This is a genomic window from Amycolatopsis sp. ATCC 39116, assembly GCF_000231075.2.
In the GTDB taxonomy this organism is placed as follows: domain Bacteria; phylum Actinomycetota; class Actinomycetes; order Mycobacteriales; family Pseudonocardiaceae; genus Amycolatopsis_E; species Amycolatopsis_E tucumanensis.
This window is the reverse complement of record NZ_AFWY03000032.1, coordinates 66083-87514: the sequence shown is the minus strand read 5'-3', so window position 1 is coordinate 87514 and position 21432 is coordinate 66083. Positions and strand designations below refer to the sequence as shown.

19 protein-coding genes and 4 tRNA genes are annotated in these 21432 nt (G+C 73.0%); 16 read left to right on the top strand and 7 right to left on the bottom strand.

Going from position 1 to position 21432, the window contains the following annotated elements:
• Positions 1-231: 231 nt before the first annotated feature.
• The gene (gene gabT, locus AMY39116_RS0327060) at positions 232-1560 is read right to left on the bottom strand and encodes a 4-aminobutyrate--2-oxoglutarate transaminase (protein ID WP_020420743.1); all 1329 of its coding nucleotides are present in this window, start codon (positions 1558-1560) and stop codon (positions 232-234) included.
• A 74-nt stretch (positions 1561-1634) separates the two neighbouring features.
• On the opposite strand from gabT, the gene AMY39116_RS0327055 reads away from it, so the two are divergent.
• The gene (locus AMY39116_RS0327055) at positions 1635-2507 is read left to right on the top strand and encodes a LysR family transcriptional regulator (RefSeq protein ID WP_020420742.1); all 873 of its coding nucleotides are present in this window, start codon (positions 1635-1637) and stop codon (positions 2505-2507) included.
• Positions 2508-2528: 21 nt separating this feature from the next.
• Here the strand turns inward: AMY39116_RS0327055 and AMY39116_RS0327050 are convergent, their stop codons facing one another.
• From AMY39116_RS0327050 to AMY39116_RS0327025, 6 genes are all read right to left on the bottom strand, one after another.
• Positions 2529-3137 carry a LysE family translocator gene (locus AMY39116_RS0327050; protein WP_020420741.1) on the bottom strand — a complete coding sequence of 203 codons (609 nt, stop codon included), beginning with the start codon at positions 3135-3137 and terminating at the stop codon, positions 2529-2531.
• Between the two features lie 605 nt (positions 3138-3742).
• Positions 3743-4261, bottom strand: coding sequence for a hypothetical protein (locus tag AMY39116_RS0327045; protein WP_020420740.1), 519 nt, complete (start codon positions 4259-4261; stop codon positions 3743-3745).
• A gap of 164 nt (positions 4262-4425) precedes the next feature.
• Positions 4426-4500: transfer RNA gene (locus tag AMY39116_RS0327040), tRNA-Val, on the bottom strand.
• Between the two features lies 1 nt (position 4501).
• A tRNA-Cys gene (locus AMY39116_RS0327035) sits at positions 4502-4572 on the bottom strand.
• Positions 4573-4597: 25 nt separating this feature from the next.
• A tRNA-Gly gene (locus AMY39116_RS0327030) sits at positions 4598-4670 on the bottom strand.
• A gap of 114 nt (positions 4671-4784) precedes the next feature.
• Entirely contained in the window at positions 4785-5210 is a 426-nt protein-coding gene (locus tag AMY39116_RS0327025; RefSeq protein ID WP_017987927.1) for an SsgA family sporulation/cell division regulator, read from the bottom strand.
• 385 nt (positions 5211-5595) lie between these two features.
• Between AMY39116_RS0327025 and AMY39116_RS0327020 the strand changes: the two genes are divergently transcribed.
• From AMY39116_RS0327020 to AMY39116_RS0326950, 15 genes are all read left to right on the top strand, one after another.
• A tRNA-Val gene (locus AMY39116_RS0327020) sits at positions 5596-5670 on the top strand.
• A 215-nt stretch (positions 5671-5885) separates the two neighbouring features.
• Positions 5886-6692 (top strand): IclR family transcriptional regulator, encoded by an 807-nt coding sequence (locus tag AMY39116_RS0327015; protein WP_020420739.1) that lies wholly within the window; start codon positions 5886-5888, stop codon positions 6690-6692.
• 568 nt (positions 6693-7260) lie between these two features.
• Entirely contained in the window at positions 7261-8784 is a 1524-nt protein-coding gene (locus AMY39116_RS0327010; protein WP_020420738.1) for a sugar transferase, read from the top strand.
• Positions 8785-8801: 17 nt separating this feature from the next.
• The gene (locus AMY39116_RS0327005; RefSeq protein ID WP_020420737.1) at positions 8802-9467 is read left to right on the top strand and encodes a PIG-L deacetylase family protein; all 666 of its coding nucleotides are present in this window, start codon (positions 8802-8804) and stop codon (positions 9465-9467) included.
• Entirely contained in the window at positions 9464-10537 is a 1074-nt protein-coding gene (locus AMY39116_RS0327000; RefSeq protein ID WP_020420736.1) for a methyltransferase domain-containing protein, read from the top strand. The genes AMY39116_RS0327005 and AMY39116_RS0327000 overlap by 4 nt, the downstream gene beginning before the upstream one ends.
• 217 nt (positions 10538-10754) lie before the next feature.
• Entirely contained in the window at positions 10755-12029 is a 1275-nt protein-coding gene (locus tag AMY39116_RS0326995; protein WP_020420735.1) for a class I SAM-dependent methyltransferase, read from the top strand.
• Entirely contained in the window at positions 12030-12833 is an 804-nt protein-coding gene (locus tag AMY39116_RS0326990; protein WP_020420734.1) for a glucose-1-phosphate cytidylyltransferase, read from the top strand. It begins immediately after the preceding gene.
• Positions 12833-13858 (top strand): NAD(P)-dependent oxidoreductase, encoded by a 1026-nt coding sequence (locus tag AMY39116_RS0326985; RefSeq protein WP_020420733.1) that lies wholly within the window; start codon positions 12833-12835, stop codon positions 13856-13858. The genes AMY39116_RS0326990 and AMY39116_RS0326985 overlap by 1 nt, the downstream gene beginning before the upstream one ends.
• Positions 13859-13930: 72 nt before the next feature.
• A complete protein-coding gene (locus tag AMY39116_RS0326980) occupies positions 13931-14857 on the top strand; it encodes a glycosyltransferase family 2 protein (RefSeq protein WP_020420732.1) in 927 nt (308 codons plus the stop codon).
• Positions 14854-17010: a glycosyltransferase family 2 protein gene (locus tag AMY39116_RS0326975; protein ID WP_020420731.1), complete on the top strand. Its 2157-nt coding sequence runs from the start codon at positions 14854-14856 to the stop codon at positions 17008-17010. The genes AMY39116_RS0326980 and AMY39116_RS0326975 overlap by 4 nt, the downstream gene beginning before the upstream one ends.
• A 31-nt stretch (positions 17011-17041) precedes the next feature.
• Positions 17042-17401: a hypothetical protein gene (locus AMY39116_RS0326970; RefSeq protein WP_020420730.1), complete on the top strand. Its 360-nt coding sequence runs from the start codon at positions 17042-17044 to the stop codon at positions 17399-17401.
• Positions 17398-18639, top strand: a complete 1242-nt coding sequence (locus AMY39116_RS0326965) for a lipopolysaccharide biosynthesis protein (RefSeq protein WP_020420729.1) — start codon at positions 17398-17400, stop codon at positions 18637-18639. Before AMY39116_RS0326970 ends, AMY39116_RS0326965 begins: the two co-directional genes overlap by 4 nt.
• Positions 18636-20645 carry a hypothetical protein gene (locus AMY39116_RS0326960; RefSeq protein ID WP_020420728.1) on the top strand — a complete coding sequence of 670 codons (2010 nt, stop codon included), beginning with the start codon at positions 18636-18638 and terminating at the stop codon, positions 20643-20645. The genes AMY39116_RS0326965 and AMY39116_RS0326960 overlap by 4 nt, the downstream gene beginning before the upstream one ends.
• The gene (locus AMY39116_RS0326955) at positions 20642-21205 is read left to right on the top strand and encodes a DapH/DapD/GlmU-related protein (protein WP_017987940.1); all 564 of its coding nucleotides are present in this window, start codon (positions 20642-20644) and stop codon (positions 21203-21205) included. Before AMY39116_RS0326960 ends, AMY39116_RS0326955 begins: the two co-directional genes overlap by 4 nt.
• On the top strand, positions 21202-21432 hold the full coding sequence (locus tag AMY39116_RS0326950) for a hypothetical protein (protein WP_020420727.1): 231 nt from the start codon (positions 21202-21204) through the stop codon (positions 21430-21432). The genes AMY39116_RS0326955 and AMY39116_RS0326950 overlap by 4 nt, the downstream gene beginning before the upstream one ends.

Genomic DNA, 21432 nt, shown 5'->3' with positions numbered 1-21432 from the left:
TCGCCTGCAGGCGTGCGAAGCGCCCCCGGAGGATCGGTCGCGCCCATCGCGTTCCTGGGAGCGCTGAGTGCGCAGCGTTCCCGGAAGTGCAGGCCGCCCTGCGCGTCCCCGGGGGAGGCGCACCGCGTCGCCGCTGGGCAGGGCGCCGCGTGCCTCGCCGCGGCGGGCTCCGGCTGCGGTGGCGCTGCCTGCCTCCAGCCGTGCGGAGCGCCTCCCAGCGCCCCCAGAGCGCTACGCGCGCAGCGCCTCCCCGAGCACGTCCATCGCGTCTTGCAGGAGGTCGTCGCTGATCGTCAGCGGTGGCAGGAAACGCAGGACGTTGCTGTGCGTGCCGCAGGTCAGCACGATCACCCCGCGCTCGTGGGCCGCCGCTGCGACCGCCTTCGCCAGCGCCGCGTCCGGCTCGGTCGTGCCCGGCCGCACCAGCTCGACCGCGATCATCCCGCCGCGACCGCGCACGTCGCCGATCCGCGGGTCGTCCAGCCCGCGCAGCCGGGACTTCAGCAGCGAGCCGATCTCCCGCGCGCGGGCCACGAGCCCGTCCTGCTCGATGGTCTCGATGGCGGCCAGCGCGGCCGCGCACGCGAGCGGGTTGCCGCCGTAGGTGCCGCCGAGCCCACCGGCGTGCACGGCGTCCATGATCTCCGCCCGCCCGGTCACCGCCGACAGCGGCAGCCCGCCCGCGATGCCCTTCGCCGTCACGATCAGGTCGGGCACCACGCCCTCGTGGTCGCACGCGAACCAGTCGCCGGTGCGGGCGAACCCGGTCTGGACCTCGTCGGCGACGAACACCACCCCGTTCGCCCGGCACCACGAGGCCAGCGCGGGCAGGAAACCGGGCGCGGGCTCGACGAACCCGCCCTCGCCCTGGATCGGCTCGATCACGACCGCCGCCAGGTTCGCCGCGCCGACCTGCTTCTCGATCACGTCCAGCGCGCGGTTCGCGGCCTCGGCCCCGGACAGCCCGCCGTCGCGGAACGGGTAGGACAGCGGCGCGCGGTAGACCTCGGGCGCGAACGGCCCGAACCCGTGCTTGTAGGGCATGGACTTCGCGGTCATCGCCATCGTCAGGTTGGTGCGGCCGTGGTAGGCGTGGTCGAACACGGCCACCGCGCCGCGGCCGGTGTGCGCCCGCGCGATCTTGACCGCGTTCTCGACGGCCTCCGCGCCAGAGTTGAACAGCGCCGTGCGCTTCTCGTGATCGCCGGGCGTCAGACGGCCGAGCGCCTCGGCGACGGCCACGTACCCCTCGTACGGGGTGACCATGAAGCACGTGTGGGTGAACGCCTCCACCTGTTCCCGCACCGCGCGCGCGACCCGCGGGTTGCTCGCGCCGACGGTGGTGACCGCGATGCCCGAGCCGAGGTCGATCAGGTGGTTGCCGTCGACGTCGACCACGATGCCGCCGGCGGCCGCGGCCGCGAAGACCGGCATCGTGGTGCCGACCCCCGAGGCGACCGCGGCGCCCTTGCGCGCCATCAGTTCGCGGGATCGCGGTCCCGGGATCGCCGTCTCCAGCCGCCGCTGCTGGTGGATTCCTGTGCTCGTGCTCGTGGTCATGCCCCAGTTTCGGGAGCGACGCGTCATGCTGTCCAATACTTGGTCGGCAGAATTTTGATGCCCAGGAGGCATATATGGAGTTGCGGCACCTCCGGTACTTCGTGGTGACCTGCGAGGCCGGCACGGTCAGCCGGGCGGCCGAGCTGCTGCACATCACCCAGCCGAGCCTGTCGCGGCAGCTGCGCCAGCTGGAGGACGAGCTGGGCGCCGAGCTGTTCGACCGCGCCGGGCGGCGGATGACGCCGTCGCGGGTCGGCCGGGCCCTGCTGGCGAACGCGCGGGACGTGCTGGAGCGGGCCGCGGCGCTGAAGACGGCAGCGACGTTCCACGCGCACGGGCGCATCGACCGCCTCACGATCGGTGCGCCGACGGTGACCCTGACCGACGTGGTGGCCCCGTTCATCGCGACGCTGGCGCCCGAGGACCCGACGATCGACGTGCTGGGCGCGGACGGGCTGTCCGCGGTGGAGACCCTGGCGCGCGGCGCCGACCTCGCGATCGCCACGGCCGCGCCACGTGCGCCCTACCGGTCGCGGCGGCTGGCGGTGCTGCCGGTGTGGGCGTACGTGCCGGAGCGGCACCCGTGGAGCGGCCGGGGGAGCGTGCCGCTCGCGGAGGTGCTCGAAGAGCAGGTGATCGTGCTGCCGCCGGCGTTCACCGCGCGCCAGTCGCTGGACGCGGCGCTGCTGGAGCTGGGGACGACCTACGCGCGGGTGATCGAGGCCGCGAACGGCACGGTGGCGCAGGCACACGCGGCGGCGGGCCGGGGCGTGGCGCTGGTGTCGGACGACCCGCGGTTCGGGCTGGTGCCGCTGCGGGTGCGCACGGGCGAGCGCCGGTTGGAGATCAAGCTGACCGCGGCGTGGGATGCGCGCCACGAGGCGGCGGCGACGCTGGAGGTGTTCGCCGAGCGGTTGAGCGATTTCGTGGGGGAGCGGTACGGGTGAGCGCTCGTTGGGGGAAGGCGATCACGGCAGCGCGATGCGCACGCCGAGCCCGACCAGCAGCGTGCCCATCACGGCGTCGATGGCGCGTCGCACCCGAGTCGCGGACAGCACCCGCCGCAGCGCGCCGACCACGTTCGCGAGCACCAGGTACCAGACGAGGGTGACCCCGGACGCCACGACGGCCAGCAGCAGGTGGTCGCCGGCCCCGGCGCCGTCGGGCACGAACTGCGGCAGGAGCGCCAGGAAGAACGCCGCCACCTTGGGGTTGAGCAGGTTGCACACCAGCCCCTGGCGGAACGCGCTGCCCGTGCCCGCGGCCGGTCCGGGCGCGGTGTACCGGCCGCGGCGCGCGGTGAGCAGGGTCCGGACGCCCAGCACCAGGAGGTACGCCGCGCCGGCGAGCTTGACGACGGTGAACGCGACCGCGGACGCGGCGAGCAACCCGGCCAGCCCGAGCGCGGTCACGATCGCCCAGCAAAACACGCCGGTGGTGATCCCCGCCGCGCAGGCCATGCCGGCCCGCCGCCCGGACACCAGCGCGTTCTTGCTGACGATCAGGAAGTCCGGCCCCGGCGCCATCGCGGCGAGCACGATGACACCCCCGAGCGCCGCGAGCTGGGTCATGGTCATCCGGCGACGATACCGCCAGGGTGGTCGCCCGCACGCGGTTTTCCGGAGAGGTCCACAGTGGACCCGAGTGACGGGGATGGTCCGCGCGGCGCCGGTGGCGGCTTGCTCGTCAGGTGAGGGGCGCCCACGGAGGCGCGGGCCGGGCAGGATCGCCGTTGTGGGTGAGCGGCTTCGCCTAGGGGGTCCGGCGGGCAGGTGAGTCGTGCGGGTGGGGCGAGTTTGCGTTGGCGTGGGTGGGCGGCTTCGCCTACGGGGGGCGGGCGGTCAGGGGGGTCGGGCGGCTACGTGGGCCGTGCCGGTCGGGCAGGTTCGCCTTGGTGGGTGAGCGGCTCCGCCCACGGGACTCGGGGCGGTCAGGCGGGGCGTACCGGCCGGGCAGGTTCGTCCGGCGTGGGCGGCTGCCGACTCTGCCTACGGGAGGCGGGTGGCCCAGTGGGCTGCGCGGGGAGGGCGGCTTTGCGTCGAGGTGGGCGGGGAGGTTCGTCTCGTGCAGGTGGCCGGACTCTGCCTACCGGAGTCGGGCTGCGCGTGCCGCCCGCCGCTCGGTCAGTCCGCCTACGGAGTCGCGGGCGGCGGCCGGCGCGGCTCGCGTCCGGAACGAATCCTCAGGCGGCCCGCGCCGCGCCGCGGCCGAGGCGGGTCAGCAGGTCGTCCCGGTGCAGGTCGGCCACCGGGGACAGCAGGTCGGGGTGCCGCAGCAGTACGGCGGCCTGCCGGTCGCGCAGGTCTGGGTCGGTGAGGCGCCGGAAGTCCGGCGCGAGGCCCGCCGCGTGGACCGAGCCGCTCACCGTCGCGGCCGCGGCCACCGCCAGGGCGCGGTCCGCGAGCAGGCACGCCGCCCAGCTGGCGACGACCTCGTCCACCCACGTGCGCCACGCGGTGTCCTCGCCCGGCACCACGTCGACGCCCGCCACCCAGTCCAGCCGCCCGGACCCGCCGGGCCCGACGACCCCGAGGAGCCCCGCGTCCAGCGCCGTGGGGTACCGCAGCCACGCGGCCACCGTCGCGGCCTGGCGGCACTGCGCCTCCGCCAGTGCGGCGCTCAGCGGGCCGCGCTCGGGCGGGTACGCGCGCAACAGCCACTGCGCGGTGGCCGCGATGACGGACGACAGGTCGGCGGACACTTCCGAGCACCTTCCGGAAACGTGGGGGTCCGAGCACGCTAACAGCTCGCCGCGGCCCTTCCGGCGCACTTTTGCCGCACGTCACAGCCGTCGTGACCGCTGTCATGCGAACACCCCGAACGCAAAAAACGCGACGATCGGAAGATCGTCGCGTTCTGCGGAGGTGGTGCGCGATACTGGGATTGAACCAGTGACCTCTACCGTGTCAAGGTAGCGCTCTCCCGCTGAGCTAATCGCGCGAGGTGGAGACGGGATTCGAACCCGTGTACACGGCTTTGCAGGCCGTTGCCTCGCCTCTCGGCCACTCCACCGTGCGGGCCCGAGTGGGCTCCTCCGAGCGGACGACGGGATTCGAACCCGCGACCCTCACCTTGGCAAGGTGATGCGCTACCAGCTGCGCTACGTCCGCCTACCGTGACTCCGGGTTCCGAAGGTCCCCGTCGTCGTGGTGTGAGAGAACAATATCCGACCCGGCAACCCGCGAAAACAGGGGGGTGGGTGTTCCGCGCCCCCCGCGCGGGTGCTATCCAAGATCGTTTGGAATCAGGTGCGTGAGGGCGTCGTCCATGTCGATCCACAGGTGCTCGTTGCCCGGCAGCACCACGTCGTAGGTGCGGTCCAGGAAGTCGGCGAGCTCCTGGGCGGACGCCTCGAACACGGCGTGCCCGGACGGCGAGTTCAGCTCGATCATCACCGACTCGGGGTCCTCGACCGACGGGCGGATGCGGACGTCGCCGTCCCCGGCCTCGGCCAGCAGGCCGTCGGCGAGCAGGTCGCGGGCGTACACCCATTCGACCCAGCCGGCGCGGCCGGTGCGGAACGCCGCGACGACCGCGTACGGGTCGCGGGTGTCGTACCGCAGCTCCACCTTCACCGGCACGGCCGGGGCACGCGGCGCGAGGAGGTCGAACACCGCTGTGGAGCGGAGCGTCACGTGGTCGTTGCGCATCGTCTTACCTTTCGTCTCCCTTCACGGCCCGCTCGGCCGAGCTTCGAGTGTGAGACGCACGTACCCGCCGTCTCGCTTCGCGAAATCCCCGGGCTTCACCCGGACGGGTTCGCGGCACCTCTCGCACTCGCGCTCGCGCGGTACCGGCCTGCGGGACCGGCCTCGCTGATCGTCTACCCACACATACTGCTCGGTTTAACGCGGGCAGGACAGCGTGGCTTCGCCGCCCGGCACGTGACCTGGATCGCTCCACGGCCGGGGCCGACCTCGATCACCTCGGGCTTCTCCGCAGCGTGTCGGGTCATATCCGCAGCGTGTGGTCCAAAGACCACCCGTTTGCAGTGCCCGGCAGGCTATCCGCTAGAGTTCCTTCTCGTACGGACGGGGGCGATTAGCTCAGCGGGAGAGCGCTTCGTTCACACCGAAGAGGTCACTGGTTCGATCCCAGTATCGCCCACCACCGAAACCGGCCCCAGGTGAAGCCACTCTGACGTCCAGTCCCAAGGCTTCCAACCTGGGGCTGTTTTGTTTCATTCCGGCACTGGTTCCACGTCACTCTGGCGCGGGAGACCGCTGTCACCTCCCCCTCGTTCGCCAGGCCGATCCGGTGTGACGGCTGCGTGAAGCGGTGTGGTCGCGGTAACATGAAACGCTCGCTCCTGCTGCTGAAACGAGGTGAGTTCGCTGTCGCCGCACCGGAACTCCGACGAACCTCCCCCCGCCGAAGATCGCGACTACTCCCTGCGCGCCGTCGACCGGGTGTGCGCCATCCTCAACCTGCTGCAGGAGTCGGTGGACGGCATCACCCTCAACGAGGTGGTCGAGGCCACCGGGATGCCGAAGTCCTCGGCCTACCGCTACCTCTGGACGCTGGAGGCCCACCGCTACGTCGAGCGGGACGAGGCGACCGGCTTGTGCCGGCTGGGCCTGGGCTTTCTCGGCATGCAGTCCCGGCACCTCGAACTGCTGCGCGAGCGGGTGCGGCCGTGGCTGGAGGGTGTGCGGGACGAGTTCGGCGAGACCGCGAACCTCGGGCTGCTGGACAGCGACCACATCATCTACATCGACATCATCGAAAGCCGCCGCGGCGTGCGGCTGGCCGCCTCCCGCGGCGACCGCGACCCGCTGCACTCCACAGCACTGGGCAAGGCGATCACCGCCCACCTGCCCGAGGCGCGGGTGCGCGAGCTGCTGGAGCGCTCCGGAATGCCGGCGCGCACCGAACGCACCATCGTCACGGTCGAGGACTACCTCGCCGAGCTGGACAAGGTCCGGGCCCAGGGGTACGCGGTGGACGACGGGGAGAACGAGGCCGACGGGCGGTGCGTCGCCGTGCCGCTGCTGGGGACCAACCTGCCCGCGGCGATCTCGCTGAGCGCCCCGGCGGCGCGGTTCCCGCAGCGGGACGTGGCCGGGGCGGCGAAGGCGTTGCGGCGCATCGCGGAGCAGATTTCCACCCGGCCCTCCGGCGAGGTGGCGTAGGCGTCCACCGGGTGCGTTCCGTGATTCCGGCCCGCGGTCGCCGCGGGCCGTGGAGATTCTTTGGTGGGAAGGGAACCCCGGTGCACCGGGGAGGGCGGAAAGACGCAAGTGCGCCGAGGTTCCCTCGCCAACCAGCCGCGGCCGGGGTGTCAATGGCTGTGGCACTACAGCTGGCCGCCGCCCCGGTGAGGAACAACCGTGCGGCGGGAGCAATCCTCGCCGCCGGGCGACCCTCCGGCAATGCCCCGAACGGGGCAATTTCAGCTTCTACGTTTTACTAGATGAAACACATTGGGAAGTGGTCAATTAACCGGCTACCAGGAGTAGTTGTTTGCGGCTGAGCAACGACCGCGGTCCGTCATCTCGCCGTGATCGAACCGTGGCCGGAGAGTCGCCGGACCACCGGGAAATTCCTTGGAGTGGCTTGTAACACCACTCTGAACGTCACCGATTCCAGGGCAGATGCCACCCCAGCCGGGGTCGGCGGAGCAAAGAGCACGATTACTTTGCGTAATCGTCGGCGTGATCGGGGCGCGCCGGCACCCAGCCGGACGTCGCGGGAGGTCGGATGGAAGAGCCGGTGCGGAAGCCCATGCCGCTCGGGGAGGCGGTCCTGGGTTCCGAGACGCGAGGCCTCGCGGGCCACGCCCGGCTGCACGCCGTCGGCCCGGGCGAGAAGGCCGCCCCCCGCGCGGCCGCCCAGCCGTGGGAGACCCGGTACCGCGCCTACGTGATCACCGCGGACGTGGTCGCCACGCTGCTGGTCATCGTGACCGGCGCGCTGCTGATCCTCAACATCACCGGGCGGCCCTACTTCCTGCACGCGTCGGGCACCGCGTTCGCGATCCTGTGCTCGCTGCCGGTCAACCACGCGTGGAGCCAGCACGTGCTCGGCGAAGGCACCGAGGAGTTCCGCCGCCTCGGCCGCAGCCTCGTGATCGCCGCGGTGGTCGTCGCGCTCGCCGGGCTGCTCTTCGGCGCGCTCGACGTGCAGCCGTGGGTCTTCTACGCGGTCCCGGCCGTCGCGCTGATCGCGTTCCCGCTGCGGTACGGACTGCGGCAGGTGCTGCACCGCAAGCGCCGCGCCGGCGAGTGCATGCACTCGGTCATCGCGGCCGGGTCGCCGGACACCCTGCGCGACCTGATCGAGCGCACTCGCACCGAATCGCACGTCGGGTGGCAGGTGTCGGCCGTGTGCACCGCGACCGGGCAGGGCGAACGCGGCACCGGCGAGATCGGCGGCATCGCGGTGGCAGGCCGCCTCGACGAGCTCGCCGACCAGGTCCGCCGCGGCGGCTACCGGGTCGTGGCGGTCACCTCCGATCCGCATTGGACACCGGAGCGGCTGCAGCGGCTGGCGTGGGACCTGGAGGGCACGGGCGCGGAACTGGTAGTCGCCCCGGTGCTGATGGAGATCGCGGGCCCCCGGCTCAACGTGTCCGGAGTGCTCGGCATGCCGCTGCTGCGGGTCTCCGCGCCCACGTTCACCGGCGGCCGCCGGGTCGTGAAGGACGTCGTCGACCGCATGGGCGCCGCGGCGCTGCTCGTGCTGGCCGCGCCGCTCCTGCTCTGCATCGCGGCGCTGATCAAGCTCAACGACCGCGGCCCGGTGTTCTACCGCCAGCTGCGCGTCGGCCGGGACGGCCGCACCTTCACGATGGTCAAGTTCCGCACCATGGTGATCGACGCCGACCGCCTGCGGCACGGCCTGCTCGGCGACAACGAGGGCTCCGGCCCGCTGTTCAAGCTCCGCCGCGACCCGCGCATCACCCGCGTCGGCGCGGTGCTGCGCCGGTACTCCCTGGACGAGCTGCCGCAGCTGTTCAACGTCCTGGGCGGCACCATGTCGCTGGTCGGCCCGCGGCCGCCGCTGCCCGCCGAGACCGAGAACTACGAGCGCGCCGCGCGCCGCAAGCTGCTCGTCAAGCCGGGCATGACCGGGTTGTGGCAGGTCAGCGGCCGCAGCGACCTGTCCTGGGAGGAGAGCGTCCGCCTCGACCTGCGGTACGTCGAGGACTGGTCGCTGGCGCTGGACATGGCGATCCTGTGGAAGACCTTCCGCGCGGTCACCGGAGGCCGGGGCGCGTACTGACGCCGCCTCTGGCACCCTTGCCCGACGTGCAGGCTCTCACCTTCCCCCGTCTCCGCTCGGTCGCGCTGCTCGGCGCCCACTGCGACGACCTCGCCATCGGCGCCGGCGGCGCGCTGCTCACGCTGTGCGCGCGCCGGCCGGACCTCGAGGTGCACGCGCTCGTCCTGTCCGGCGGCGGCACCGAGCGCGCCGCCGAGGAGGAGGCTGCGCTGGCCGAGTTCTGCGCGCCGGCGCGCGTCGAGCTGACCGTGCTGGACCTGCCCGACGGGCGGATGCCCGCGCACTGGAACGCGGTCAAGGACGCGGTCACCGCGCTGCGCGGCCGGGTCACCCCGGACCTGGTGTTCGCGCCGCAGCCGGGCGACCGCCACCAGGACCACCGGTTGCTCGCCGAGATCGTGCCCACCGTGTTCCGCGACCAGCCCGTGCTCGGCTACGAGATCCTCAAGTGGGACGGCGACCTCGGCCAGCCGACCGTGTACCAGCCGCTCACCGAGGAGGTCGCCGAGGCGAAGGCCGACCTGCTGGCCAAGCACTACCCGTCGCAGCACGGCCGCGACTGGTACACCCGCGACGCGTTCCTCGGCCTCGCCCGGCTGCGCGGGGTGCAGCAGCACACCCGCTACGCCGAGGCCTTCTACGTGGACAAGCTCGCGCTGGCGCTCGGGGAGGGGGCGCGGTGATCACCTGCCGGGCGTGCGGCGCCACCGACGGCGAGGTCGTGCTGGATCTGGGGGACCAGCCGCCGTGCGACCTGTTCCCGCCCGCGGCCGATCCCGGCCCGGATCCGGTGTGGCCGCTGCGGATGTGGATGTGCGCGCGGTGCGCGCTGGCCCAGCTGGCCGAGGATCCGGGCACGGCCGAGGAACCCGCCGGGGTGGAGCCGAAGGCGCTGACCGACCAGGCCGCCGCCGCGGTCACCCGGCTCACGGGTGCCGGGCTGGTGCGGCCGGGCGCGACGGTGGCGGAGTTCGGCAGCCCGCACGGCGGTTCGTGGCTGCCGTTGCTGCGCGCCGCGGGCATGCGGGAGGCGGCCGCGGACGAGCCAGCGGACGTCGTCGTCGACTGCTTCGGGCTGATGCACGAACCGGACCAGCGCGCGGCCATGGCCCGGCGCGCGGCGCGGCTCGCCCCCGGTGGCGCCCTGCTGATGCAGTTCCACTCGCTGGCCTCGATCGTCCGGCAGGGGCAGTGGAACGCCTTGCGGCACGGGCACTTCGCCTACTACTCGGCTCCGGCGGCGATCACCCTCGCCGCGTCCGCGGGCCTGCGGCCCGGCCGCAGCTGGACCTTCGACCTCTACGGCGGCACCGTGCTCCTCGAACTCGCCCGTGACGCGAGCCCGGCGGCGGAGACCGACGGCCTGGTGGCCGGGGAACGCGCCGCCGGCGCCGACCGGATCCCGGTCGTCGCCGGGCTCGGCCGGGCCGTCGAAGCGGGCTGCGACCGCATCCGCGCGCGCTTGCGGGAGCACGCGGGGCAGCGCGTGGTCGGCTACGGCGCCGCGTCCCGGGCGGTGGTGTTGCTGCGCCGCGCCGGAATCGATATCGATCTGTTGCCGGAGATCGCGGACGTCTCGCCCGCGAAGCACGGTCGGCGGATGCCCGGTACCCGGATTCCGGTGGTATCAACGGAAGTCCTCACCCACCCGATCCCGCGAGCCGTCCTGCTGTTCGTCCCCGATCTCGAGCCCGAGGTGCGCGCCGCCTTCCCGCAGCTCGACGGCGACCACTGCGAGTGGATCGTGGCATGAATCGCGGCCGGTCAAACCGGTCAAAACGCGAAGATGATCTCTTCTTAGTGACTTCTCGTGAGTTCGGGCACTACGGCGAGTGGTAGTGATCACCCGATCGGGGTGAACTGATCACCCGGTTGCTCGTAACGCTGGCCACTGCCATCCCTATAGTCACGTTGACATAGGCCCCTTTTCCGGGGGCGGGAGGATCGATCACCGGGGAGCAAGCCGCACCATGTCAGCCCAGACGCTGTCCTGCCGCCTGTGCGGTTCGCCGGGTCTGCGCAGCGTGGTCGACCTCGGCGCGAGCCCGCCCTGCGAGTCGTTCCTCGCCGCGGCGGATCTCGACGCGCCGGAGCCGGCGTACCCGCTGCACCTGCGGATCTGCCCGGAGTGCCTGCTGGCCCAGCTGCCGCCCCTGATCGATCCCGTCGAGACGTTCACCGAATACGCTTACTTCTCGTCGTTTTCCCACTCCTGGCTGGCGCACGCCGGGAAGTTCGTCGACACCGCCGTGAGCCGCCTCGGGCTCGGCCCGGACTCCTTCGTCGTCGAGGTCGCCAGCAACGACGGCTACCTGCTGCGCAACGTCGTCGGCCGCGGCCTGCGCTGCCTGGGCATCGAGCCGTCGGTCAACGTCGGCGCGGCCGCGCGCGAGGCCGGGGTGCCGACCCTGACCGCGTTCCTGACCCCGGAGACCGGCGCCGCGGTCCGCGCCGAGCACGGGCCCGCGGACCTGGTGGTGGCCAACAACGTCTACGCGCACATCCCGGACGTCCTCGGCTTCACGAAGGGCCTGCGGGCGCTCGTCGCCGACGACGGCTGGGTCTCGATCGAGGTGCAGCACCTGCTCAGCCTCGTCGAGCTGACCCAGTACGACACGATCTACCACGAGCACTTCCAGTACTACACGCTCGCTTCCGCGCAGCGGGCGCTGGCGACCGGCGGCCTGGCCGTGACCGACGTCGAACTGCTGGACACGCACGGCGGCTCGATCCGCGTGTGGGCGCGGCCGGCCGAGGCCGCCGGCGAGCCGTCCCCGCGGGTCGCCGAGGTGCTCGACCGGGAGCGCGCCGCCGGGCTGCACGAGCTGTCCGGCTACGCCGGTTTCGCGCGCCGCGTCGAGGAGATCCGGCTGTCGCTGCTGGAGTTCCTGATCGGCGCGAAGCGCCGGGGCGAGCGGGTCGTCGGCTACGGCGCGCCGGGCAAGGGCAACACCCTGCTCAACCACTGCGGGATCCGGCCCGACCTGCTCGAGTACACAGTGGACCGCAACCCGTACAAGCACGGCCGGTTCACCCCCGGCACGCGCATCCCGATCCACGAGCCCGAGCGGATCGCGGCGGACCGGCCCGACTACGTGCTCGTGCTGCCGTGGAACCTGCGCGCCGAGCTGACCGAACAACTGGCCCATGTCGCGGACTGGGGCGGCCGCCTGGTGTTCGCGATCCCGGAGCTGGAGATCGTCTCCCCGAGAAATCCCGTGCTGCACGCTGTCGAGGTGAACTGAATGAAGGTGGTGCTCTTCTGCGGCGGCTACGGCATGCGCATGCGCAACGGCCCCGCGGACGACGTGCCCAAGCCGATGCAGATGGTCGGCCCGCGGCCGCTGCTGTGGCACGTGATGCGGTACTACGCGCACTTCGGGCACACCGACTTCATCCTGTGCCTCGGCTACGGAGCGCGGCACATCACGGACTTCTTCCTGAGCTACACCGAGACCGCGTCCAACGACTTCGTGCTGCGCGGCGGTGAGGTCGAGCTGCTGTCCACCGACATCAGCGACTGGTCGATCACGTTCGTGCACACCGGCGTCGAGTCGCCGATCGGGGAGCGGCTGCGCCGGGTCCGCAAGCACGTCGAGGGCGAGGAGATGTTCCTCGCCAACTACGCCGACGTGCTCACCGACGCCCCGCTCGACGTCATGGTCGACAACCTCGCCGCCTCCGACGCGGGCGCCTCGATGATGGTGGTGCCGCCGCAGTCGTCGTTCCACTGCGTGGAGTTCCGGGACGGCACCAACCGCGTGTCCGGGATCAGCTCGGCCAGCCGCCTCCCGCTGTGGGAGAACGCCGGCTACTTCGTGCTGCGGCAGGAGATCTTCGACCACCTCCCGGAGAACGGCGACCTGGTCGAGGACGGCTGCGCCGCGCTGGCCGAGAAGGACCGGTTGATCGCCTACCCCTACCGCGGCTTCTGGCAGCCCGCCGACACGTTCAAGGAACGCGCGGCGCTGGACGCGGCCTACGAGAGCGGCGCGCGCCCGTGGATGCTGTGGGAACGCCCGTCCCCGATCCCGGCGGAGGTGCGCTGATGCGGGTCCTGCTGACCGGCCACCAGGGCTACCTGGGATCGGTGATGGCGCCGGTGCTGCGCGAGGCGGGGCACGAGGTGCTCGGCCTGGACTCCGGCCTGTTCGCCGCGTGCGTGCTCGGGCCCGCCCCGGACGACCCGCCGGGCGGCCCGGTGGACCTGCGCGACGTCACGGCCGACCGGCTGTCCGGTGTGGACGCCGTGATCCACCTGGCCGCGCTGTCCAACGACCCGCTGGGCGCGCTCGCGCCGGAGCTGACCTACGAGATCAACCACACCGCCTCGGTGCAGCTGGCCAAGCTCGCCAAGGACGCCGGCGTGCGCCGCTTCCTGTACGCCTCGACCTGCTCCGTGTACGGCGCGGCGGGGGACGACCTGGTCACCGAGGACGCGCCGCTGCGCCCGGTCACCCCGTACGCGGAGTCCAAGGTGCGCGTCGAGGACGACCTGCACGACCTCGCCGACTCCGGCTTCAGCCCGGTGTACCTGCGCAACGCGACCGCCTTCGGGTTCTCCCCGCGGCTGCGCGCGGACATCGTGCTGAACAACCTGGTGGGCCACGCCGTGCTCACCGGCCAGGTGCGGGTGCTCTCCGACGGCACGCCGTGGCGGCCGCTGGTGCACGCGCACGACATCGCCACGGCGTTCGCGGCGGCGCTCACCGCGCCCGCCGAAGCCGTGCACGACCGGGCGTTCAACGTGGGCACCGAGGCCAACAACCTCACGGTGCGCCAGATCGCCGAGTCCGTGGTCACCGCCGTGCCGGGCTCGGAACTGCTCATCACCGGCGAGGCGGGCCCCGATCCCCGCTCCTACCGGGTGGACTTCTCCCGCATCCGGGAAGCGCTTCCCGGGTACGCGGCCGTCTGGTCCGTCGAGGACGGCGCCCGCGAGCTGGCCGGGCACTACACCCGCCACGGCCTGACCATGGACGCGTTCACGCAGCGCTACACCCGCCTCGCGTGGCTGAAGTCCGAGCAGGCAGGCGGCCGTCTCGCGGAAGATCTGCGAAGACACCGAACCTGACCGCAGGGCCGCGCGTCACACGATCGAGCACCAGCCCCGCACTTCCCCGACCCGCGCACCAGCCGACCCGGTGTGCCCGCCAGCAAGGACAGCACGGCGTTGACGATCATGGATTCCCCCAGTCCCGTCACCGACTACGAGAACCTGGGCGACGCGTTCGCCTTCGCCGCCGCGCACCCGCCCCGCCGCGGGCCCGACCCGCGCGTCACCGTCGTGGTGCCGGCGAAGAACGAGGCGGCGAACCTGCGTGAGATCCTGCCCGAGCTGCCGCCCGTGCACGAGGTGCTGGTCGTCGACGCCGACACCGGCGACGGCACACCGGAGATCGCGCGTGCCGCGCGGCCGGGCGTGCGGGTCATCAAGCAGACCCGGCGCGGCAAGGGCAACGCGCTGGCCTGCGGCTTCCTCGCCGCGTCCGGCGACGTGATCGTGATGTTCGACGCCGACGGTTCGGCCGATCCGGCGGAGATCCCGCGGTTCGTGGAAGCGCTCACCGACGGCGCCGACTTCGCCAAGGGCACCCGGTTCGCCCCCGGTGGCGGCAGCCACGACATCACCCACCTCCGCGCCGCGGGGAACTCCGGGCTCAACCGCCTGTCCAACACGCTCTTCAGCGCCGGGTTCACCGATCTCTGTTACGGCTACAACGCGTTCTGGCGGGATCTGGTTGCCTTGCTGAACCTGCCGCCGGTGTTCGCGCCCGCGGGCGAGGAGATGCTGTGGGGCGACGGCTTCGAGATCGAGACGGTCATCAACTGCCGGATGGCCGCGCTGGGCCTGTGGATCACCGAGGTCCCCAGCGTCGAGCGGGCGCGCCTGCACGGCGAGACCAACCTGCGCACGTTCTCCGACGGCGGCCGGGTGCTGCGCACGCTGGTCGCGGAGTGGCAGCGGGTCGGCCGCCAGCGCCGCAGCCGCCGGTTCGGCCTGTTCACCCCGGACCCGGTCGTGGAAACCCCGGCGGCGCTCGCGCTGGACACGGGAGCGCCCGAAGCATGACCTCGTTCGACACCACCGTGGTGATCTGCGCCTACACCGAGGAGCGCTGGGACGACCTGACCGCGGCGGTCGCCTCCGCCCGCGACCAATCCGCGCCGCCGCGCGAGATCATCGTCGTCATCGACCACAACCCGGAACTGGAGCGGCGGGCCGCCGCGGAGTTCGTCGGCGTGACGGTGGTGCCCAACGCCGGGCGGCGCGGCCTGTCCGGCGCCCGCAACACCGCGGTCGGGCTCGCCAAGGGCGACGTGATCGCGTTCCTCGACGACGACGCCGAAGCCGCGCCCGACTGGCTGGAGCAGCTGCTGGCCGGCTACCGCGACCGGGACGTGCTGGCCGTCGGCGGCTCGGCCCGCCCGCGCTGGCCGGGCGGGCGGCGGCCGGCCAAGCTCCCCGCCGGTCGCGGGTCGGTGCACGGCGAACTGGACTGGGTCGTCGGCTGCACCTACACCGGGCAGCCCACGGCGGAGGCGCCGGTGCGCAACCTGATGGGTTGCAACATGTCCTTCCGCCGCGAGGCGTTCACACTCGCCGGGTTGTTCTCCGAGGACCTCGGCCGCATCGGGCGCACGCCGCTCGGCTGCGAGGAGACCGAGCTGTGCATCCGGCTGCGGCAGGCCTCGCCCGGCGCGCGGATCGTGTTCCGGCCGCAGGCGGTGGTGCGCCACCGCGTCACCCCGGAGCGCACCACGTGGGCGTACCTGCGCCGCCGCGGCTGGGGCGAGGGGCTGTCCAAGGCCTACGTCTCGCGCCTGGTCGGCAGCGAGGCGGCGCTGTCCACCGAGCGCGACTACCTGAGCCGGACCATCCCGGCCGCCGCGGTGCGCGAGTTCGGGCGGCTCGCGTTGTTCCGCACCTCCGGCGCGGCCGGCGTGCTCGGGCTGGTGACCGTGGTGTCCTCGACCGCCGCCGGGTACCTGCGCGGCAAGGTGCAGATCCGCCCGGCGCGGCCACGCCCGTCGTCGTCGCTGGTGCACGGGCCGATCCACATCGCCACCGTGGACGCCCGCACCGCCCCCGAGGAGCTGCCCGTGCCGCACCGGCCGGTCGGCCACTACCGCGCGGCGCAGGTGCTCGTCCGCGACGGCGACCGCACCCTCGACGTCCTGCTGCTCCCGGTGGAACGCGGCGTCGTGCGGCTGCCGAAGCTGGCCACCGCGCCCGCCCCGCGGCGGCGGCCGGAGTTCACCCGGCCGCCGGTCAGCGTCGTGATCCCGACCGCGTACCGCAAGCGGCAGGCCGTGGCCAGCGCCCGCGCCGCGCTGGCGGCCGGCTACCCGGACCTCGAGGTGATCGTGGTCGACAACCTGCCGCGGCTGCCCGAGGGCGACGACTGGCTGCGCGGCGAGGTGGAGGCGCTGGGCGCGCGGTACGTGGTGGAGCCGCGCAAGGGCGTCAGCGTCGCCCGCAACACCGGCGCCCGCGTCGCGAGCCACGGCCTGATCGCGTTCGTCGACGAGAACATCACCGTCGAACCCGGCTGGTTCGACGCGGTCACCGAGGAGTTCGCCGCCGACCCCGCGGTCGGGTGCGTGACCTCGCTCGTGCTGCCCGCCAGCCTGGAGACCGACGCCGAGGTCCTGTTCGAACGGCTCAAGGGCTACAGCAACTCGGTGCGGTGGCAGCGGATCGACCGGGACACCGCGCGCGAGGACCCGCTCTACCCGCTGTCCATGGCGCGTTACGGCCCGGGCAGCTGCGCGACCTGGCGGCGGGAGGTCTTCGAGGAGCTCGGCGGCTTCGACCCGCTGCTCGGGGCGGGCACGCCGACGATGGCGGGGGAGGACCTGGACCTGTTCGTGCGGCTGGCCTACGCCGGCGGCGCGGTGGTCCACACCCCGCACGCCGTGGCCCGGCACATCCACCGCGCGGACTGGCTGGAACTGCGGGAGCGGATGCGCGGCTACGGCGTCGGCCTGGCCGCGATGCTCGTGCTGTCCGTGCGCCGCCGCCCGGTTTCCGCGTTCTCGATCCTGCGCCGGGTGCCCCGCGGGGCGGCCCGGCTCGCGTCCCGCACCCCGGAACTCCCGCTGTCCGACCGCGCCGCCCGGTCGCGGCTGCGGCAGCTGCGCCGCGACGAGCGCCTCGGCCTGCTCGGCGGCGCGGCGGCGCTGATGCGGGCCCGGGGTGAGGCCGGAACCGGCCGCCGGTGAAGATGGAGGGCGACGGGCAGGAAGGGCGCGTGTGGTCGAGCAGCAGCTGAGGATCCGGCGGTACACCGCCTACGGGCTGCTTGCTGTCTGCCTCGTCACGATCGTGCTCGTCTGGTCCGGTTTGGACTTCTTCCTGCGGCCGCTGGCGGTCCTGGTGTTCGTGCTCACCGCTCCCGGCTGGGCCCTGATCTCCTACGTGAACGTGCGGCACCTGTCGGTGACCTGGGTGAGCGCGGTCGGCATCTCGCTGGCGATCACCCTGATCGTGGCGCAGGTGCTGGTGCTGACCCGGTTCTGGCACCCGGAGGCCGCGGTCGTGGTGCTCGCGTTCGTCACCGCGCTCCCGCTGGCGCACCACGTGCTGCGAAGCCGTCCCGGCGAGGCGCGATGACGGTCGGCAAGGAGACCGCCCCGGGCAAGGGCATGGTGGCCGACGGCCTCGCGCTGTCGGCCTCGGCCGCGATCACCGCGCTGGCCGGGATGGTCGGCTGGGTGCTGGCCGCGCGGCTGCTGCCGCCCGCCGCGGTGGGCGACACCTCGGCGTTCGTGTCCGGGTTCCTGCTCGTCGCCGGGATCGCCGAGCTCGGCCTGGGGCCCGCGGTCCTGCGCTGGCTGCCCCGCGCCGGCGCGCAGCGGCCGCGGCTGCTGCTGCGCACCTATCTCGCGGTCCTGGCCGGCGGCGTCGTCGGCTCGGTCGTGTTCGTCCTCGTGCCCGCCGGGGCCGAGGTGGTGCACCGGGTGCCCGCCGGGGTCGCCTGGTTCCTCGTCGCCGGGATCGGCTGGACCGTGTTCCAGTTCCAGGACGAGGTGCTCACCGGGCTCGGCCTGGCCCGCTGGGTGCCGGTGGAGAACACCGCGTTCTCGGTGGCGCGGCTGGGACTGCTCGCCGGGCTGGGGCCGCTGGCAGGCGCGCTCGGGCTGGTGCTGTCCTGGGCGGTGCCCACGCTGATCGGCGTCGTGGTCGTGACCGTCCTGATCTGGCGCTCGGTGCGCCGCACCTCGCCCGCGCTCGCGCCGGGACTCCTGCCCGGCCGCCGGGAGATCGTGCGGCTGCTCGCCCCGAGCTACCCGGCCATGGTGTGCGTGGTCGTGCTGTACAACCTGGTGCCGCTGATCGTGCTGCACCGCTTCGGCGCCGAGGCCAACGCCGTCTTCTTCGTGGTCTGGACCGCGATCAACGCGCTCGACGTCGCCGCGACGGCGTTCGTGAACCCGCTCGTGGTGCGCCTGTCCGCCGAGCCGGGCCACGCCCGGTCGCTGGTGACCGACGCGGGCAAGCGGCTGGTGCTGGTGTTCGTGCCGCTGCTCGCCGTCGGCGCCGCGCTGGCCTGGGTGATGCTGGCGATCTTCGGCGCGGAGTACACCGCGGGCACCGACCTGCTGCGGGTGCTGCTCGCCGCCCAGGTGCCGCGGCTGGTCGTGGTGCTGGGCGTGGCCGTGCACCTGGCCGCGGGCCGGGGCGCCGGCGTCGCGGTGCTCCAGGCCGTGACCGCCGCCTCCGCCGTCGTGCTCGCGCTGCTGGTGCCGACCGAGTTCGGCTTCGGGGTCGGCATGCTCGTGGCGCAGGCCGTGATCGCCGCCGCGGTGCTGGCCGACCTGCGGCGCCGGGTGTTCGGGGCGCGTCCGTGACCGAACCGCCCACCCGCTTCCTGCGCCCGGTCCGCCCGAACCGCACCAGCCGCCCCTCGCCCCGGCCACGGGAGCCGATGCGGTTCACGCAGCCGCCCCCGGCGGGCACGCCCACCCGCTACATCCCGGCCTCCGGCAGGCTCGCTCCGCAGCCGAAGCCGGAACCGCCGTCCCGCGCGGTCGAGTCCCGGCCCCGGCTGGGCACCGGCGCCGGACGGCCCGCGTTCCTCGCCGACCCGTTCTTCGGTCCCGGCCTCGCCGGGGTCGCGGTGGTGCTGTGGATCATCGGGCTGCACCCGATCCCGCCCGAGTCGATCGGCGGGCTCGGGCTCGTCGCCGAGCTGTCGGTGCCCACGCTGCTGTCCTACCCGCTGCTGGTCGCCGCGGTGGTGCTGGAACTGCTCCGGTACCGCCCGCGCACCTGGTTGCTCTCGCTCTACACGCTCGTCGGCGTGCTCGGCGTCTACGGGCTGCAACCCGCGGTCGAGGAGGTCGCGCGGCTGCCGGTGGCCTGGCTGCACGCCGGGTTCGCCGACTACATCGCCACGCACGGCGACATCCTGCACGACTACGACGCGCGGTTCTCCTGGGCCGGGTTCTTCGCCCTGGTCGCGATGATCACCCGCGCGGCCGGGCTGCCCGACGCGATCCCGTTCCTGAACTGGGCGCCGGTGCTGCTGTCCGGGCTCGCGGTGCTCGGCGTGCGCGCGCTGGCCGTGTCCGCGCTGGGCAACCGGCGCGCGGCGTGGATCGCGCCGTGGCTCTACCTCGTGGCGAACTGGACCGAGCAGGACTACTTCTCGCCGCAGGGCACGGCGATGATCCTGATGCTCGCCGCGCTGACGCTGACCTTCCGGCACCTCGTGCGGCCCCGCCTCACCGAACCGGTCAAGGCGCGGCTGCGGGCCCGGCTCGCGCCGCGGTCCAGCCCGAAGGCGCGGCTGGTCGCGCAGGGCGCGGTGGTGCTCATCGGGCTCGCGCTCGCGCCCACCCACCAGCTGACCCCGTACGTGCTCGGGGTCCTGCTGCTGCTCCTGCTGGTGTTCGGGCGGCTGTGGCCGGCGTGGGTGCCGTTCGTGGTCCTCGGCGGCGCGGTGGTGTGGTTCTCGCTGGGCGCGTCGGAGTTCTGGAGCGGACAGCTGGTCCAGATGATCCTCAGCCCGCTCGGCGACGTCGGGTCCTCGGTGGACGAGGGCATCGTGGCCCGGTTCGCGGGCAGCCCCGGCAGGCTCGTGGTGCTCACCGTGCGCATCGGGATCACGCTGTTCGTCGCCGGCATGGCCGCCTACGGCATCTGGCTGATGCGCCGCGACTCGCTGAAGTCGTGGCTGCTGCCCGCCCTGTGCGTCGCGCCGTTCGGGCTCGCCGTGGCCCAGCCCTACGGCGGCGAGGTGTTCATGCGCTGCTTCCTCTTCTCGCTGCCGGTGATGGCCCTGCCCGCGTCGCTCGCGCTGGAGAAGTCCGTCACCGCGGCCCGCAGGCTGCGCTGGCGCAACCGCCCCGGGCACACGGTCCTCGCCGCCGGGGTGCCGTGGGTCGTGCTCACCGGGCTGCTCGCCTCGACGGTCACCGCGCGCGGCGGCAACGACGCCTACATCAGCTTCCACGCCAGCGACATCGCCGCCGCGAGCTGGGCGGTGCACGAGGCGCAGCCGGGGCAGCGGGTGGACTCGCTGGTCAACTCGGTGCCGCTGTCGTTCGCGCGGGTCGGCGAGGTGTCCCAGTTCGAGGTCGACGGCTACTGCGAAGACGTCATGGACGACGTCCCCGCGCTGGTCGCCTGCCTGCGCCTGAAGGGCCCCGATTATCTTGTGCTCACCGAGCCGCAGTGGGCCTACATGAAGATCTTCGAGCAGGTGCCCGACACCTACGGCGCCGACCTCGTGCGCGAGCTCGAGGCCACCGGGCTGTACCGCCTGGTGTTCGACGACCAGGGTTCGCTGGTGCTCGGCCGGACGACGCCCGCCGACCGGTTCGTGCAGGGCAGTGGCGGAGGGAACACGTGAACCAGACCCGGTCCCTGGGACGGCGGCTGAAGGACCAGGTGCACATCGAGCTGTGGTCGATGACCGTCGGCGCGATCGTGAACGGCCTGCTCGGCAGCGCGCTGGTGCCGCGGCCGCTGCGGCTGCTGGGCTACCGCGCGTTCGGCGCGCGCATCCACTCCGGGAACATCTTCCCGGGGCTGCGGATCCACGGCGCGCTGCGCAACGTCGAGATCGGCCGCCGCACGTTCCTCAACGCCGAGTGCTACCTGGAGTCGGTCGGGCCGATCACGATCGGCGCGGCCTGCCAGTTCGGCCCCCAGGTCATGATCATCACCTCGCACCACCCGACGCTGCCCGACGGCACGGTGTCCCGCGTCGCCGAGGCCCGACCGGTCGTGATCGGCGACCGGGTGTGGGTCGGCGCGCGGGCCCAGATCCTGCCCGGCGTGCGCATCGCCGACGACGCGGTGATCGCCGCCGGCGCGGTGGTGGCGCGCGACTGCCCGGTGCCCGGCGTCTACGCCGGGGTGCCTGCCCGCCTGGTGCGGCAGACGTCCGTCGTGGCGGAGCCGGCGTGAGCCAGGCCGACTTCCTCACCCTGGTCACGGCGCTGTTCGGGGTGGCGCTGCTCGTCGTGCTCGTGGTGCGGACGGTGCTCAAGGAGATGGCCGTCGGCCGCCGGTCGACCGACACCGCCTCCGCGCGCACCGAGCGGATCCGCACACTGGACCTGGTGGCGGTGGGGCTGACCGTGCTCACCGCGATCGGCGCGATCTGGCGGATCGTGGTGGGACTGACGTTGTGA

Bases quoted from the DNA above. Each gene is read 5' to 3' on its own strand.
- gabT (WP_020420743.1), bottom strand. From the start codon at position 1,560: ATGACCACGAGCACGAGCACAGGAATCCACCAGCAGCGGCGGCTGGAG.
- AMY39116_RS0327055 (WP_020420742.1), top strand. From the start codon at position 1,635: ATGGAGTTGCGGCACCTCCGGTACTTCGTGGTGACCTGCGAGGCCGGC.
- AMY39116_RS0327050 (WP_020420741.1), bottom strand. From the start codon at position 3,137: ATGACCATGACCCAGCTCGCGGCGCTCGGGGGTGTCATCGTGCTCGCC.
- AMY39116_RS0327025 (WP_017987927.1), bottom strand. From the start codon at position 5,210: ATGCGCAACGACCACGTGACGCTCCGCTCCACAGCGGTGTTCGACCTC.
- AMY39116_RS0327010 (WP_020420738.1), top strand. From the start codon at position 7,261: ATGGAAGAGCCGGTGCGGAAGCCCATGCCGCTCGGGGAGGCGGTCCTG.
- AMY39116_RS0326995 (WP_020420735.1), top strand. From the start codon at position 10,755: ATGTCAGCCCAGACGCTGTCCTGCCGCCTGTGCGGTTCGCCGGGTCTG.
- AMY39116_RS0326990 (WP_020420734.1), top strand. From the start codon at position 12,030: ATGAAGGTGGTGCTCTTCTGCGGCGGCTACGGCATGCGCATGCGCAAC.
- AMY39116_RS0326985 (WP_020420733.1), top strand. From the start codon at position 12,833: ATGCGGGTCCTGCTGACCGGCCACCAGGGCTACCTGGGATCGGTGATG.
- AMY39116_RS0326975 (WP_020420731.1), top strand. From the start codon at position 14,854: ATGACCTCGTTCGACACCACCGTGGTGATCTGCGCCTACACCGAGGAG.
- AMY39116_RS0326965 (WP_020420729.1), top strand. From the start codon at position 17,398: ATGACGGTCGGCAAGGAGACCGCCCCGGGCAAGGGCATGGTGGCCGAC.